This is a genomic window from Streptomyces sp. NPDC088910, assembly GCF_044749865.1.
GTDB lineage: Bacteria > Actinomycetota > Actinomycetes > Streptomycetales > Streptomycetaceae > Actinacidiphila.
This window is the reverse complement of record NZ_JBIVIV010000018.1, coordinates 35,177-49,685: the sequence shown is the minus strand read 5'-3', so window position 1 is coordinate 49,685 and position 14,509 is coordinate 35,177. Positions and strand designations below refer to the sequence as shown.

11 protein-coding genes are annotated in these 14,509 nt (G+C 73.8%); 6 read left to right on the top strand and 5 right to left on the bottom strand.

The genetic code is table 11. The annotated features are described in order from the left end of the window. Nucleotides 1-60: 60 nt before the first annotated feature. Nucleotides 61-561, top strand: a complete 501-nt coding sequence (locus ACIP4Z_RS32415) for a hypothetical protein (RefSeq protein ID WP_355344009.1) — start codon at nt 61-63, stop codon at nt 559-561. A gap of 211 nt (nt 562-772) precedes the next feature. On the opposite strand, the gene ACIP4Z_RS32410 is transcribed toward ACIP4Z_RS32415, so the two are convergent. Together ACIP4Z_RS32410 and ACIP4Z_RS32405 are read right to left on the bottom strand one after the other, a co-directional pair. After that, nucleotides 773-2,716, bottom strand: coding sequence for an N-acetylmuramoyl-L-alanine amidase (locus tag ACIP4Z_RS32410; protein ID WP_401313925.1), 1,944 nt, complete (start codon nt 2,714-2,716; stop codon nt 773-775). 302 nt (nt 2,717-3,018) lie between these two features. Beyond that, complete coding sequence (locus ACIP4Z_RS32405) at nt 3,019-4,107, bottom strand: aminoglycoside phosphotransferase family protein (protein WP_355344012.1); 1,089 nt, start codon at nt 4,105-4,107, stop codon at nt 3,019-3,021. A 226-nt stretch (nt 4,108-4,333) separates the two neighbouring features. On the opposite strand from ACIP4Z_RS32405, the gene ACIP4Z_RS32400 reads away from it, so the two are divergent. Next, a complete protein-coding gene (locus tag ACIP4Z_RS32400; protein WP_355344015.1) occupies nt 4,334-5,815 on the top strand; it encodes a hypothetical protein in 1,482 nt (493 codons plus the stop codon). Between the two features lie 211 nt (nt 5,816-6,026). On the opposite strand, the gene ACIP4Z_RS32395 is transcribed toward ACIP4Z_RS32400, so the two are convergent. Further along, nucleotides 6,027-7,496, bottom strand: coding sequence for a SpoIIE family protein phosphatase (locus tag ACIP4Z_RS32395; RefSeq protein ID WP_391050107.1), 1,470 nt, complete (start codon nt 7,494-7,496; stop codon nt 6,027-6,029). A gap of 384 nt (nt 7,497-7,880) precedes the next feature. On the opposite strand from ACIP4Z_RS32395, the gene ACIP4Z_RS32390 reads away from it, so the two are divergent. The 4 genes from ACIP4Z_RS32390 to ACIP4Z_RS32375 all read left to right on the top strand — a co-directional run bounded on the left by ACIP4Z_RS32390 (nt 7,881) and on the right by ACIP4Z_RS32375 (nt 13,011). Further along, nucleotides 7,881-9,308: a HEAT repeat domain-containing protein gene (locus ACIP4Z_RS32390; RefSeq protein WP_401313922.1), complete on the top strand. Its 1,428-nt coding sequence runs from the start codon at nt 7,881-7,883 to the stop codon at nt 9,306-9,308. A 180-nt stretch (nt 9,309-9,488) separates the two neighbouring features. Further along, nucleotides 9,489-10,610 (top strand): glycosyltransferase, encoded by a 1,122-nt coding sequence (locus ACIP4Z_RS32385; RefSeq protein WP_391050103.1) that lies wholly within the window; start codon nt 9,489-9,491, stop codon nt 10,608-10,610. Beyond that, nucleotides 10,607-12,025, top strand: coding sequence for a glycosyltransferase (locus ACIP4Z_RS32380; RefSeq protein WP_401313920.1), 1,419 nt, complete (start codon nt 10,607-10,609; stop codon nt 12,023-12,025). Before ACIP4Z_RS32385 ends, ACIP4Z_RS32380 begins: the two co-directional genes overlap by 4 nt. Next, on the top strand, nt 12,022-13,011 hold the full coding sequence (locus ACIP4Z_RS32375) for a GDSL-type esterase/lipase family protein (protein WP_391050100.1): 990 nt from the start codon (nt 12,022-12,024) through the stop codon (nt 13,009-13,011). Before ACIP4Z_RS32380 ends, ACIP4Z_RS32375 begins: the two co-directional genes overlap by 4 nt. On the opposite strand, the gene ACIP4Z_RS32370 is transcribed toward ACIP4Z_RS32375, so the two are convergent. Together ACIP4Z_RS32370 and ACIP4Z_RS32365 are read right to left on the bottom strand one after the other, a co-directional pair. Then, nucleotides 12,912-13,844 carry a biotin-dependent carboxyltransferase family protein gene (locus tag ACIP4Z_RS32370; protein WP_401313918.1) on the bottom strand — a complete coding sequence of 311 codons (933 nt, stop codon included), beginning with the start codon at nt 13,842-13,844 and terminating at the stop codon, nt 12,912-12,914. The genes ACIP4Z_RS32375 and ACIP4Z_RS32370 overlap by 100 nt on opposite strands. Further along, a complete protein-coding gene (locus ACIP4Z_RS32365) occupies nt 13,841-14,452 on the bottom strand; it encodes an allophanate hydrolase subunit 1 (protein WP_401313916.1) in 612 nt (203 codons plus the stop codon). The genes ACIP4Z_RS32370 and ACIP4Z_RS32365 overlap by 4 nt, the downstream gene beginning before the upstream one ends. Nucleotides 14,453-14,509: the final 57 nt, after the last annotated feature.

The following is a 14,509-nucleotide window of genomic DNA, read 5'->3' as shown; positions in this document are numbered from 1 at the left end:
GGGCACGGAAGGGGCGCGGGCCCGGTCCCCGGCGGCGGTCGCTACCCGTACGATGGCGGCATGTCCTTCCTCCGCCGCCGTAGCGCAGCCACGCCCACCGGGCCGGACTTCGATGTCCTCGCGATGGACCCGGGGGACTGGCCCGGTGACCTCGGCGCCGGGCTGCTGCCCGGCCCCGACGGCAGTTGCCAGGGCATCTATCTGCGCTACGACCTGTTCGGCGGACGCGGCCCCGCGATGCTGATCGGCAACCTCCCGGTCGGCTCGCCCGCCCGCGAGCTGGACGACGGCCAGGTGCCCTTCGAGGTGGCCCAGCTCCTCGCGGCGCTCGGCAACGACGAACCGGCCGAGGTCACCGGCATCGAGGACACCCCCGTGATGCACGGCGACAGCCTGCTGATCGTGCGCCGGATCAAGATCTCCGAGTCGCGGGTCGCCTGCGCCCAGTTCGACCGCAGCGACGGCGTCCAGGTCACCATCGCCACCTGGGACCGGCCGATCACCGACGATCTGTACCAGCTTCTGAAGCCGCTGCCCGCGGAGATGTTCCAGGCGGGCTGAGACCGGCGGACACACACCTTCCGCGGGGCGGACGCCCAGGACGCGGACGCGACAGGACGCCCAGGACACGCACGCTTCGGGACACGCACGCTTCGGCACGCGCACGCTTCGCGACACGGGCGCGACAGGACACGGCGAAGGGCGGCACCGGAATCCCGATGCCGCCCTTCCCCCCGCTACCCTCGGGCCCGCCGCCGCGGGCCCGGCGGACTCAGCGCGGAGCGCCCAGCACCGACGGCAGCAAGGTCACGTCGGAGGCCATCACGTACTCCACCCGGTGGCCGAGCTGGATCTCGTAGTAGAGCTGCTTCCCGCGCACCACCTTCTGGTTGCTGGTGTCGAAGGAGGTCGAGTAGAAGTACTCGCCCGGCACCACATTGCCGACCACGTACCGCTGTCCGGCCAGGATCGCGTACGGCATCGGGAAGATGCCCTGCACCGGCACGTCCGCCGGATACGCCGCCGCCTCCGGGTACGCGCGGCCGTAGACCGGGATGCTCGCCAGCCCCTTCTTCGGGGTGATCACCAGGCCGATCGAGTTGACGGCCGTCGGCCGCGACGCCGGGTTGTGGAACCACGCCTTCTGGCCGAGGTACCACACCGCCGTCCAGTCGCCCTGCCGCTCGGCCACCGCGAACTGCTGGCCCGCGGAGGCCCGCGCGCCCACGTCGTTGACGCCCGTGGTGCTCGCGCCGGTCGCGCCGTGCAGCCCGATGTCCTTGACCAGCGGCGCGTCCTCGCTCGGCGCCGTGTACAGCCGGACCGCGTCGGAGCCGTGCGCGGGACAGACCGCCGCGGTCGTCACACAGCCGGTGTAGACCGGCTGGTTGGTGTCGTAGTCGGGGGCGATGGTGACCACGCCGCCCCAGGCGCCGGCGGTCGCGCGCAGGGGGGCGCCCATCAGCGCCATGTAGTGACCCCAGTCCCAGTACGGACCCGGGTCGGTGTGCATCCCCGAGATGTACGAGGCCGTCGGGCCCGGCACATTGTCGTGCCCGAGGATGTGCTGCCGGTCCAGCGGGATGTGGTACTTCGCCGCCAGGTACTTCACCAGCCGCGCGGACGTGCGGTACATCGACTCCGTGTACCAGGTGCCCGGATCGGTCAGGAAGCCCTCGTGCTCGATGCCGACGGACTTGGAGTTGGTGTACCAGTTGCCCGCGTGCCAGCCGACGTCCTTGGTGTTCAGGTGCTGGGCGATGTGCCCGTCGGAGGAGCGCACGGTGTAGTGCCAGGCCAGATACGTCGGGTCCTGGACGAGCTGGAGGGCGGTGTCCCAGTAGCCCTCGGTGTCGTGGATGACGATCGTGTCGATCTTCTCGGTGTTCGGCCGGTCGGCCTTGTCGTAGTTGCCGTAGTCCCCGCCGCCGGTGTCCTCGTACGGCGCCGGAATCCACTCGCAGCCCAGGCCGCTCGGGCACTCCGTCCCCGCCGCGTTGACCTGCTTCAGGCCGATCCTGGCGGCCTGGCCCGCCGCGGGCCTCACCGCGGGAGCCGCGGCCAGCGTGACCCGCTGCCCGGCGTCGGTGGTCCGCGTCTGCCCCTGCTTCAGGACGTCGAAGACGTCGTCGGCGAAGGCCGCGGCCGTCGCCGTGTCGTCGGCGCCGGAGTAGCGGGCGACCGCCGCGTACCAGTCCGCGGGATCCGAACTCAGCGGCTCGCCCAGCGACTTCTGGGTGTCGGCGAGCAGCGCCGCGCCGCCCGCCACATTCGTCGCCGCGTCCTCGCGCAGCGCACCGGCCGACAGCCCGGTCAGCGTCGCCGCGCGGTCCAGCGTGGTGTACGAGGCGGGCAGCGCGGCCAGATCGGGCGCCTGCGCGGTCGCCGTACTGATCATCGGCCGGGTGTCGTCCCCGCGCCCGTCGTCCGCGCCGTCCCCCATGCCCTTGCTCGGGAAGTCCGCGAGGGCGGTACGGGTGTCGGTCAGATGCATCGGCCCGTAGCCGCCGGTCACACTCGGCATGCCCTGGTGGCCGTCCCAGCGGGACTCCAGGTACGACACGCCCAGCAGCACGCTCTGCGGCACGTGGTACGCCTTGGCGGCGTCCGTGAACGCCTGTTGCAGCGAGCCCGCGGCACTCGGGCCGGGCTCGGCCGCGTGGGCGACACCGAACACCGGGAGCAGAGCGGCGGCAGCCGCGGCGGCCGTGGCCATACGCAGCGCGCGCCGTCCACGGCGTCTGTCGGACGGGGGAGCGGATCCTCGCAAAGCAGCCTCCTCCAAGAGATGCCGAACGATCGGCACCACAGAGGTATCGGCTGCCGGAACATCCGTCAACCATCCGTCAGGCATCCGGACACGAGGCCGTCTTCGCACGTCAGCAGCGTATTTCGGAAGTTTCCCCGCTGCGGCGTGCTGGCCTGCTCCTCGTCAGTGGTGTGGACCAGTGGGGCGCGCGGGACGGCGCGCGGAACTCGTGGCCGGCCGCGGTCACGGTGTACCCGTCCGGTCCGCTCCTACCGGGTGCCGACCGCGGCGCGCACCGCCCTGCGGGCCATGCCGCAGTCGTCGTGCAGGCGGCGCAGCAGCAGCCGCTGCTCCTCGCCCGCCTCGGCCGCGCCGGGCGCCACGGGCCCCACGGCCCGCATCGTGCGCTGGACGGCCGTCTCGTAGGTGCGGATCTCCCGGGTCAGCACCAGCATCAGATTGACCAGGAAGGAGTCCCGCGCCGCCGGACCCTGCGCCTGCGCCTGCTGGCTGATCTGCCGCCGCGCCGCCGGGTCGTCGCCGAGCACCGACCACAGCACCGCCAGGTCGTACCCCGGCAGATACCAGCCCGAGTGCTCCCAGTCGACCAGCGAGGGACCCGCGGGCGACAGCAGCACATTCGACAACTGCGCGTCGCCGTGGCAGAACTGCCCCTGCACATGGGCTAGTCCGTGCAGAAGCTGCTGGAGGTCGCCCATGTCCCGGTCGGTCAGCAGCCCCAACTCGTGGTAGCGGTTGATGCGGACGGGATAGTCGATCGGCGCGTCGAAGGAACCGGCGGGCGGGCGCCACATGTTGACGCGCGAGTACGCCGAGAGCGCCGCCCGCACATCGCCCTTGGTCGGCGGCTGCACCGGGTGCCGCTGCGGCGACACCACCCGTCCGGGCATCCGCTCCATCACCAGCACGCAGCTCTCGGGGTCCGCGGCGATCAGCCGCGGCACCCGGACCGGCGGCCGGTGCCGGACGAACGTGCGGTAGGCCGCTATCTCCTGGCGGAAACGCTCCGCCCAGGCGGGGGACTGGTCGAGCAGACACTTCGCGACGGCCGGAGCGCGCCCCGAGGTGCCGATCAGCAGCGCGGTACGGCCGCCGCGGCGCAGGAGCTGGACCGGGGCGAACTCGGGGCAGATGCGCTGCACGGCGGCGACGGCGGTGCGCAACTGGGCGCCCTGTGGGCCGGTCAAGTCGAGTCTCCCGCTGAGCGGATGGGAGCTGCCCGCGGGCCGGCCGACGCGCCGTACGGCGGTGGCCTGGCGGGGGCGGAGGGCGGATTCCGCGACGGCGGGGTACGACGGCCGGGGCGGTGCGGACACGGAGGACGATGCCGAATACATGAGGAGAAGCAGATCCCTTCGTGTGCCAACGGTTCAGGGGCGCCACGGCCGGTCCGGTACCGCACCCTGGGGAATGCGGAGACGGACCGGGGTGGCGCGTTCCTACCTGACACCCGGCCGCGGGTGGCACACCACGTAGCGGACCCTGGCGAACCCTGGCGAATAGTCGCGAGGCCATTGTCAGGGGGAATAGTGTCAATTCAGCCGAGGAACCTGGGGGCTTGACGTGGGCAATGAAGCCAACACCCGACTCGCGGACCTGTTCGGCCTCACCGGCTGGTCCAAGGGCGAACTCGCACGGTTGGTCAACCGGCAGGCGGCGGCCATGGGCCATCCGCAGCTCTCGACCGACACATCGCGCGTACGCCGTTGGATCGAGACCGGTGAGTCGCCGCGCGATCCCGTGCCGAAGGTGTTGGCCGCGCTGTTCACCGAGCGTCTCGGCCGTGTCGTGACCATCGAGGATCTCGGGTTCGACCGGCGCCGGAAGACGGGAAGAAGACAGACCGGAGACGGCCTCCCGTGGCCGCCGGAACGAACCGCCGCGGTCCTCACCGAATTCACGGGAATGGACCTCATGCTCAACCGACGCGGTCTGGTGGGCGCGGGCGCCGCGCTCGCCACCGGTTCCGTACTCAGCACCGCCATGCACGACTGGCTGCACACCGACCCGGCCCTAGCGGCCGACGCGCCAGTCCTCGACGATCCGCTCGACGCCGACCCCGCCGCCTACGACCAGTACGAGGCGGTACCGGTCGGCTCCCAGGAGATCGAGTCGCTGGAACGCTCGGTCGAGGTGTTCCGCGCCTGGGACGCCTCACGCGGCGGCGGCCTCCAGCGCAAGGCCGTGGTCGGCCAGCTCAACGAGGTGGGAGGCATGCTCTCCTACGCCCATCCCGCGCATCTCCAGCGCCGGTTGTGGGGCGTGGCCGCCAACCTCGCGGTGCTGGCGGGCTGGATGTCGCACGACGTGGGCCTGGAACCCACCGCCCAGAAGTATTTCGTGATCGCCGCACACGCCGCGCGGGAGGGCGGCGACCGGCCCAGGGCCGGTGAGGCGCTGTCCAGGGCCGCCCGCCAGATGGTGCACCTGGGGCGGCCGGACGACGCGCTGGACCTGATGAAGCTCGCCAAGTCAGGTTCCGGCGAGTCCGCGCTGCCGCGCACCCGCGCCATGCTGCGCACCATCGAGGCGTGGGCGCAGGCGTCCATGGGCCGCGGCCAGGCGATGCGGCGGACCCTCGGCGAGGCCGAGGACCTGTTCGTCTCCGACAAGGGCGATGTACCGGCGCCCAGTTGGATGCAGAATTTCGACGAGGCCGACCTGCACGGGATGCAGGCGCTCGCCTTCCGCACCCTGGCCGACCACGACCCGTCGGCCGCGGCCGAGGCGCAACTCCACGCCAAGAAGGCGCTGGTGCTGCGGGGCGGCGGCCACGAGCGGTCGATGATCTTCGACTATCTGTCGCTGGCGTCGGCCTGCTTCATCGCCGACGACCCGGAGGAGGCCGACCGCTACGCCCGGATGGCGCTGCTCACCATCGGGGAGACCTCCTCGCACCGCACCTGGGACCGGCTGCGCGAGATGTACCGGCTCACCGGCCGGTATTCCGGCTACACCAAGATCCAGGATCTGCGCACCGAGATCGAGACGGCACTGCCGAAATCCAAGGGGAAGGGAACCACCGGGAAGACCCGCTCCGTGTGACAGCGACCGGCCGGCCTGCCGCCGAACGGGTCGGACAGCTCGTACGACAGCACGGATGAGATCCCTGCCGGGCTCTCAAGGGTCTCGAAAAAATAGATCGCGATTCACCCGCGGAGCGCACGCGCGGAATGCCCGTACGGAATGCCGTACGGAATTCGTGCGCGACCTGTCCGCGGAACGTGTCCACGGGAAAGGAAGCAGGAAAGAAGGCTCAGGCGATCCTGGCGATCAGCACACAGGCGTCGTCCTCGCGCTCCGGGGTGCCGAACTCCTCGGCGACGATCCGCACGCAGTCCTGTGCGGTCCGGGCGCGGGCGAACAGCGGTGCCATCGCCAGGAGTCGTCCCGAGCCGCTCTCGGTGTCGGTGTCCAGCGCGGAACGGCGCGGCACGAGGCCGTCGGTGTGCAGCACCAGCAGATCACCGGCGGCCAGTTGCTCGTCGGCCTGCCCGTACAGGGCACCGGAGGTCGCTCCGAGCAGGACGCCCTCGGGGGATTCGAGCACCCGCCCCGCCCCGTCGCGGAACAGCAGCGGGGCGGGGTGGCCCGCCTGGGCCCAGCGCAGCAGCCGGGTCGACGGCTCGTACCGGCAGCACAGGGCGCTGCCGAGCGCGGGCTGCGCCGAGGTGTCGAGCAGTTCGTTGAGCCAGCCCATCAGGGGGCCGGGCTGGAGGCCCGCGACGGCCATGCCGCGCAGCGCGCCCAACAGCATCGCCATACCGGACGTGGCGGCCACCCCGTGTCCGGTGAGGTCGCCGACCGTGAGTAAGGAGGACCCGTCGGGCAACTGCATCGCGTCGTACCAGTCGCCGCCGATCAGGGCGCTGGTGCCGGACGGCAGATAATGCGCTGCCAGGTCCATCGTGGTGGGCCCCCCGTCCTGCGGGAACCGCAGGGTGCCGCGCCAGGGCGGCAGCACGGCCTCCTGCAGCTCAACCGCCAGCCGACGCTCGGTCTGCGCGATCTGCCGCTGCCGCTGGAGGGAGTCACGGGTCTCCCGGAGCGTGCGCTGGCTGCGCCGCAGGTCGCTGACGTCCCGCAACACCGCCCACATGGACACGGTGTCCCCGTCGGCGCCGAGTACCGGCTCGCCGACCATGTGCACCGTACGCACGGACCCGTCCGCGCGCACGATACGGAATTCGCCGTCGATCGGACGGCCGTCGACCAGGCAGCCGGTCACCATCTCGGTGAGGATCTGCTGGTCCTCGGAGAACAGCCACGAGGGCAGCTCGTCCAGGGTCAGCGGACCGTCGGCGGACTCCCGGCCGAAGATCCGGTACAGCTCGTCCGACCACTGCGCGTCATCGGTGAGCAGGTCCCACTCCGCGCTGCCCGCCCGGCCCAGCGCGCTGACCGCGTCGGGCCCCGGCGGCAGGGACGTCTGCGACGGCAGGTCCACCAGCAGGTCGGCGGTCAGCGGGTCGCCGCCCGGATACCCGGTGTCCAGGCCGTCCCTGAGCTGGCCGAGGTGGGTGTCCACGTCGTCGAGCTGGTGCACGGCCAGATCGCACAGGGCGCGCTGCCAGCGCAACTGGGGGTCCTCGGCGGCGGCGGCGCTCTCGCGCAGCACCGAATCCACCTGGGTCCTGAGGCGACGCGCCTGAGAGATCAGGGCGTCCACCGCACCGGGATCCGGTGGCTGCGCGGAGTTGTGCTCCGCGTGCGTGGGGAACGGCATGACACACTCCGAACGTGTCTGCTGGCAGGCGCTGACGGCCGTCGCGGACGGAAGGACCGGTAACGACTGTTGCACAGGGAGCGATCGGCCGTAAGGGTTTCCGCGATACCCGATACGGTGGTGCGTCTGGCATATGCCACCAGCCCAGCGGCATAACGCCACCCTCCGCGCCACCCCACCGGCCGTTCCCGCGCCACCCGTTCGACACCCGCCCGCCGCCCGGAAGCGACACGGCACACCCCGAGTCGGTAGGCTTCCGCCGCCCGTCCCCACGGAATCCCCCGTTCCCGTCAGGCATGAATCCGACGACGGCCGGTAAGGATGCCGGGCACCGGTAGCGGAAATCCCGTTGCCATGGAACCCCCCGCACCGGATGCTGACCTCATGTTCGACCCAGACATAGCGCCCAGTGGATCCCTTCTCGGCCTCCTCCAGCGAGGACGCGGAGACGGGCCCCTGCATGCCCTGGCGGCGCCGCGGACGGAAGCCCTCGCCGCTTTGGAGCAGTGCGTGCTGCGCGATCCCCGGCTCGACTGGCGGGTCGAGTCGCGCTCCTTGTATTACGCGCGCCTCTACTCGGACCTGGAGAGCCCGCTCGACGGGATCGAACACCACCTCTTCCACCCGGACGACCTGGTCGCCCCGGACGAGCACCGCTGCGGCCTCGCCCTGTCCGTCCTCGGACACCTCGCCGGATACGGCCGCCGCGACGCGCTGCACCTGCTGCGGCGGTACGCGGCCACCGGCGGCTGCTGGGAATGGGCGCTCGACGAGCTGGCGGTCCGCGACGACGAGGCGGGACTGCGCGCGCTGGGCCCCGCCGTCGTCGCCCGCTTCCCGCACACCCCCGAAGGCGACGCGGAACTGGCCCGCGCCGTCCGCGAGGCCTACGAACCCCGCCCGTGGCAGCTCTGGGCCGAGGACGCCTCGCAACCGGCCACCGCGACCCGCGTGGCCAAGGCCGCGGAACAGGTCTCGTTCGACCGCTGGCAGCGCCAGATGCGCTCCGCGGGCCCGACCCCCGGCTGGAGCGTCACCGCCGTCCTCGAATGGGCGCAGCAGGGACTGACCCGCCACCCCCAGGTCGAACGCGACCAGCCCGCCGCCCGCTGCCTGGCCGCCGTCGCGGGCCCCGAGGACCACGCGGAACTGCTGGAAGCGGCCCTGCACGGCCCCTCAGCCGCCCGCGCCGCCGCGCTGCGCCACCTCACCGACCGCTGCGACCCCCGGCGCCTGGACCTGATCGAGACGGCCGCGGTCTCCACCGACGACCTCGTCGTACGCGCCGCCCTCGAATCCCTGGAACGGCTCAGGGACGACGAGGCGATGGCCCGCGCCCGCGTCTGGGCCGCCCGCACCGACCCGCTCGGCTCCGCCGCCGCCCGGCTGCTCGCCCGCCACGGCGGACCGCAGGACGCCGAGCACGTGCTGGGCGCGCTGCGCAGGACCGTACAGACCGGCGGCGCGGACGCCGAAAGGCTCGACGCGCTCGTCGAGGGAGTCGGCCGGCTCTCCGCCTGCCTGGCCGCGCCCGTCCTGCGGCACATCTACCGGGAGACGTCGTCCTCCCAGCTCCGCGGCACCGCCGCCGTCGCGCTCGCCGTCACCGACCCCGGTTTCGCCGCCGGTTTCGCCGTCGAGTGCCTCTGGGACTGCGAGGAGAGCACCCGCGAGCTGGCCGCGCACCGCGCGACGTCCGGTGACGTGAGGGTCCTGGCGCAGCTGCGCAGACTGGCCGCGGACCCCGCGGAAGAGGCCGAAGTGCAGACCGCCGTACGCGGCCGGCTCAGTTCCGGCGGTACGTCCAGGTAGGCGGGCGGCCCGCGGAGAACCCGGCGCGGGTCTCAGGGCATGTCCGGCGGATCACGAACGGCCCCTTCGGCACCCGGACCGCCCATGATCCGCCGGGCGGGCCCTAACGCTCATGGGGCGTTCCACTTCGGGAAAGATCCACGTGGCCCTGACAACGCTCAATGCGGCGACAACCACGGTATGCGTGTCGCCATCGTCACAGAGTCCTTCCCACCCGACGTCAACGGAGTGGCCCACTGCGCCCTGCGCACGGCCGAGCACCTCGCCCGGCGCGGCCACGAACCGCTCGTGGTCGCGCCCGCGGGCCCGGCCGACCAGGACCCCGGTCCCGACCCCTGTCCCGTCATCCGCGTCCCCTCCCTCCCGCTGCCCGGCTACCCGCAGGTGCGGGTCGCGCTGCCGGGCCGCCGTACCGCCGCCGCCATCGCCGCGCACCGGACGGAGCTGGTCCACCTGGCCAGTCCCTTCGTGCTCGGCGCGCGCGGCCTGGCCGCCGCCACTCGGTTGCGTATCCCCGCCGTCGCCGTCTACCAGACCGACCTCGCCGGATACGCCAGGACGTATCTGAACGCGGGCGAGTCCGCCGCCTGGCGCCGGATCCGCGCGGTGCACTCCGCCGCTGCCCGCACCCTGGCCCCCTCCTCCGCGTCCGTCAGCGCGCTGGCGGAACAGGGCGTGCCGCGCGTCCACTTGTGGCCGCGCGGCGTCGACTCCGACCGCTTCCACCCCGCGCGCCGCGACGGGGCGCTGCGCCGCGAACTGGCCCCGAACGGCGAGCTGATCGTCGGATACGTCGGCAGGCTCGCGCCGGAGAAGCACGTCGAACTGCTCGCCGGGCTCTGCGAACTGCCCGGTGTGCGCGTGGTCGTCGTCGGCGACGGCCCCAGCGCGCCGAGCCTGCGCACCGCCCTGCCGGGCACGGTCTTCATGGGCCGCAGGACCGGCACCGAACTCGCCCGCATCCACGCCTCCTTCGACGTCTTCTGCCACACAGGACCGTTCGAGACCTTCTGCCAGACCGTGCAGGAGGCGATGGCCAGTGGAGTCCCCGTCGTCGCCCCGGCGGCCGGCGGCCCCCTCGACCTCGTCCAGCACGGCCGCACCGGCCTGCTGGTGCCGCCGCTCGACCCGGCGGCCGTCCGCTCGGCCGTCCAGTTCCTGCTCGGCGACGACGGGTTGCGCGAGCGCTACGGGAGCGCGGCTCGCACAGCGGTCGCCGACCGTACGTGGGAGGCCGTCGGCGACCAACTCCTCGGCCACTACGACCAGGTGCTCGGCGAGCGCGAGGCGGCAGCGGCATGACCACCGACATGAGCGGCGGCGTCAACGGCGACGGCATGAGCGGCGCGGGCGACCGTACGACCACCGGTACGCGAACGGCCGGTACGGCGAGCGGCGCGCGAACCGGCGGCACCATCACAGACTTCGGCACCGACCCCACCGACGGCAGGGACGACGTCATGTACGGCCAGGACGACCTCGCGTCACCCGACGGCGGCGCCCGCACCGCCCCGCACCCCCTCGACCGCGACCCCGAGTCCGCCCTGCGCATCGTGCGGCTCGCCAACTTCGTCACGCCCGTCTCCGGCGGCCTGCGCACCGCGCTGCGCCACCTCGGCGAGGGCTACGCGGCGGCGGGCCACGAACCCGTGCTGATCGTCCCCGGCGCCACCGCCTCCGACGAACTCACCCCGCAGGGGCGGGTGATCACCCTGCCGGGCCCTGAGATCCCCGGCACCGGCGGCTACCGCGTACTGGCCCGCCGCGCCCCCGTGGAGGCCGCACTCGCCTCGCTCGCCCCCGACCGGATCGAGGTCTCCGACCGCACCACCCTGCGCTGGACGGGGGAGTGGGCCAGGCGGCACCGCGTCCCCTCCCTGATGGTGTCCCACGAGAGCGCCGACGGTGTGCTCGGCACCTGGGGCCTGCCCTCGGGACCCGCCCGCCGCGCCGCCGACGCCCTCAACCGCCGTACCGCGCTGGCCTACACGCGTGTGGTGTGCACCACGGCCTGGGCCGCCGCCGAATTCGAGCGGATCGGCGCCCGCAACGTCGTACGCGCCCCGCTCGGCGTCGACCTCGAAGGCTGCCACCCCGGTGCCCGGAACCCGCGGCTGCGCGAGACGCACGGGCACGGCGCCGCCGTCCTGCTCGTGCTCTGCTCGCGGCTCTCGCCCGAGAAGCGGCCGGGCATGGCGCTGGAGACCCTGGCCCACCTGCGCGGCTCCGGCGTCGACGCGGCGCTGGTGGTCGCGGGCGAGGGACCCCTGCGGCCCCGGCTCACCGCCCAGGCCAGGGCCGCCCGGCTGCCGGTCACCTTCCTCGGCCATGTGCCGCGGCGCGCCGACCTCGCCGCGCTGCTCGCCACCGCCGACGTGGCACTGGCACCGGGACCCGTCGAGACCTTCGGTCTGGCCGCCCTCGAAGCCCTCGCGTGCGGCACCCCCGTGGTGGCCAGCTCCCGCTCCGCGCTGCCCACCCTCATCGGACCGGCGGGCGGCTGCGCCGACACTCCCGCCGAGTACGCCGCCGCCGTACAGCGAATCCTCGCCGCGCCCGAGGAGGGCCGCCGCGCCATGGCCCGCACCCGCGCCGAGCTGTACACCTGGCCCGCCGCCGTCAACGCCTTCCTCACCGCGCACCGGGCCGCCGTCGGCGCCGCCGCACCGTCCACGCGCCGCCGGACCGCCCCGGAGTCCGACGGGGTCAGGCCGTGACCGGCGCCGTGCGCTTCGCCGTACTCGGCGACTCGCTCAGCGAAGGCGTCGGCGACCCGCTGCCCGACGGCGGGTGGCGCGGCTGGGCGGCGCTGCTCGCCGACGGGCTCGCGGCGGCCCCGTACGACACCCGGACGCTCAACCTCGCCCGGAGCGGGGCCCGTTCGGGCGATGTGGCGGGTCCGCAGCTCGAAGCGGCGCTGCGGCACCGGCCGGACCTCGCGTCCGTGCTGGTCGGCGGCAACGACACGCTGCGCGGCGGCTTCGACATCCAGGCGGTGGCCGCCGAACTGCACGTCGTGATGGGCGCGTTGCGCGCCGAGGGCTGCGACGTGCTCACCGCGTGCCTGCCGGACCCCGGAACCGTGCTCGGGCTGCCGTGGCCGCTGGCCCGGCCGCTGGGCCGCAGGATGCGCGCGCTCAACGACACCGTGCACGCCCTGTCCGCGCACCACGGCGCGCACCACCTCCACGCCGCGGAGCGCCACTGGGCGACCATGCCGGGAGCGCTGAGCGCCGACCGGCTGCACCCCAGCGAGACCGGACACCGGCTGCTCGCCCGCGACTTCCACGCCCTGCTCACCGCCGCGGGCCTCGCCCAGGGGCCCGCGCCCCGCCCCGAGCCGGACGGCGCGCCGCCCGGCCGACGGGCCGCCGCGTGGTGGATGGCCACCCGCGGCACCCGGTGGATCGCCGACCGCTGCACCGACCTGCTGCCCGACCTGATCCGGCTGGCGGGCACCGAACTGCGCCACCACCGGCAGGGCGGCACAGCGGTGTTGGAGGAGGACGCGCGGCGCGCCACGGTCGCGGCGCTCGCCGCGCTCAAGGTCCCGCCGGGCCCGGCGGCGCGGCCGTATACCCCGCCGCGCCCACCGGCGCCGGGTCAGCGCGTGCTGAGCGGCACGAAGCGGACCGGCGTCCCCGGCGGTGACTGGGCGGCGGCCGGCAGCGAACCCTCGGGGACCACGCCGATGACCGGATAGCCGCCGGTGGTCGGATGGTCGGCGAGAAAGACCACAGGACAGCCGTCCGGAGGCACCTGCACAGCGCCGAGCACCATGCCCTCACTGGGCAGTTCACCGCCGCGGGCCCGGCGCAGCGCCGGGCCCCGCGTGCGCAGCCCGATCCGGTTGGACGCGGGTGAGACGGTGTAACCGCCGCCGAACAACGTACGGAAGGCGTCCGGCGCGAACCAGTCGTCACGCGGCCCGCGCGCCAACGGAAGGACCAACTCGGCTCCGGGACCGGGCAGTGCCACCACATCGCCCTCGCCGAAGAGACTGACGAAGTCTCTGTCAGAGCTCACGCCGGAGCCCCTGATGACGTCCCCGGACCGGCCGCCGACAGGCAGCACGTCACCCCTCGCGAGCGGCGCGGGACCGAGCCCCGACAGCAGGTCCGTCGACCTGCTGCCCAGCACCGGCCGTACGGCCACACCGCCGGACACCGCCAGATAGCTGCGCAGCCCCGGCTCCGCCCGCCCCACGTCGAGCACCGCCCCGCCCGGCACCCGTACCGGCGCGCCCCACGCCGCGGGACGCCCGTCGACCCGCACCGCGCACGGCGCGCCCGTCACCGCCACCAGCACCGCGTGCGAGGCCCGCAGCGCGCAGCCGTCGACCGTCGTCTCCAGACCGGCGGCCTCCGCCGGATTGCCGACCAGCCGGTTCGCCGCCCGCAGCGCCGGACCGTCCAGCGCGCCGGACCGCGGCACCCCCAGATGCGCGTGGCCCGGCCGCCCGAGATCCTGCACGGTGGTGAGCGCCCCCGCCCGTACGACGGCCAACTCGGCCTGCCCTGACGCCGTTTCCCTCACCCCCGCACCTCCGTGAACCGCACCTCGGTGCCGGGGCTCAGCAGCGCCGCGGGCTCCCGCTCGAGGTCCCAGAGCACGGCGTCCGTCGTGCCGACCAGTTGCCAACCGCCGGGCGAGGAGCGCGGATACACCCCCGCGTACGGTCCGGCCAGCGCGAAGGAGCCGGGCGGTACGGCGGTACGGGGCTCGGCCCGGCGCGGTACGCGCAGGTGCTCGGGCAGTCCGGTCAGATAGCCGAAGCCGGGCGCGAAGCCGCAGAAGGCCACACGGAAGGGCGTCGAGGTCACAGTCCCTGCCACCTCCTCGGGGGAGACCTGCCACAGCCCGGCCACCTCCGCGAGGTCGGGCCCGTCGAAGCGCACCGCGATCTCCACGGCCGCGCCCCGCCCACGCGGCACCGCGGGCACGTCCCACGCGGCCACCTCGGCGGCGAAGGCCCGCGGATCGGCGAGCCCGCACACCAGCACGGTACGGGCGGCGGGCACGATCTCCGTCACCCCGGCCAGTTCCCCGGCCGCCCGCCTGCGCAGCAACTCGGCGTGCAGCGCCTCCGTCTCCTCACCGGTCGCGGACTCCACCAGTACGGCGTCCGCCCCGGCGCGCAGCACCCGCGGCCCCGTGCCCGCCCCGGAACCCGCCCCGGAACCCGGCCCGGAACCCGCCCG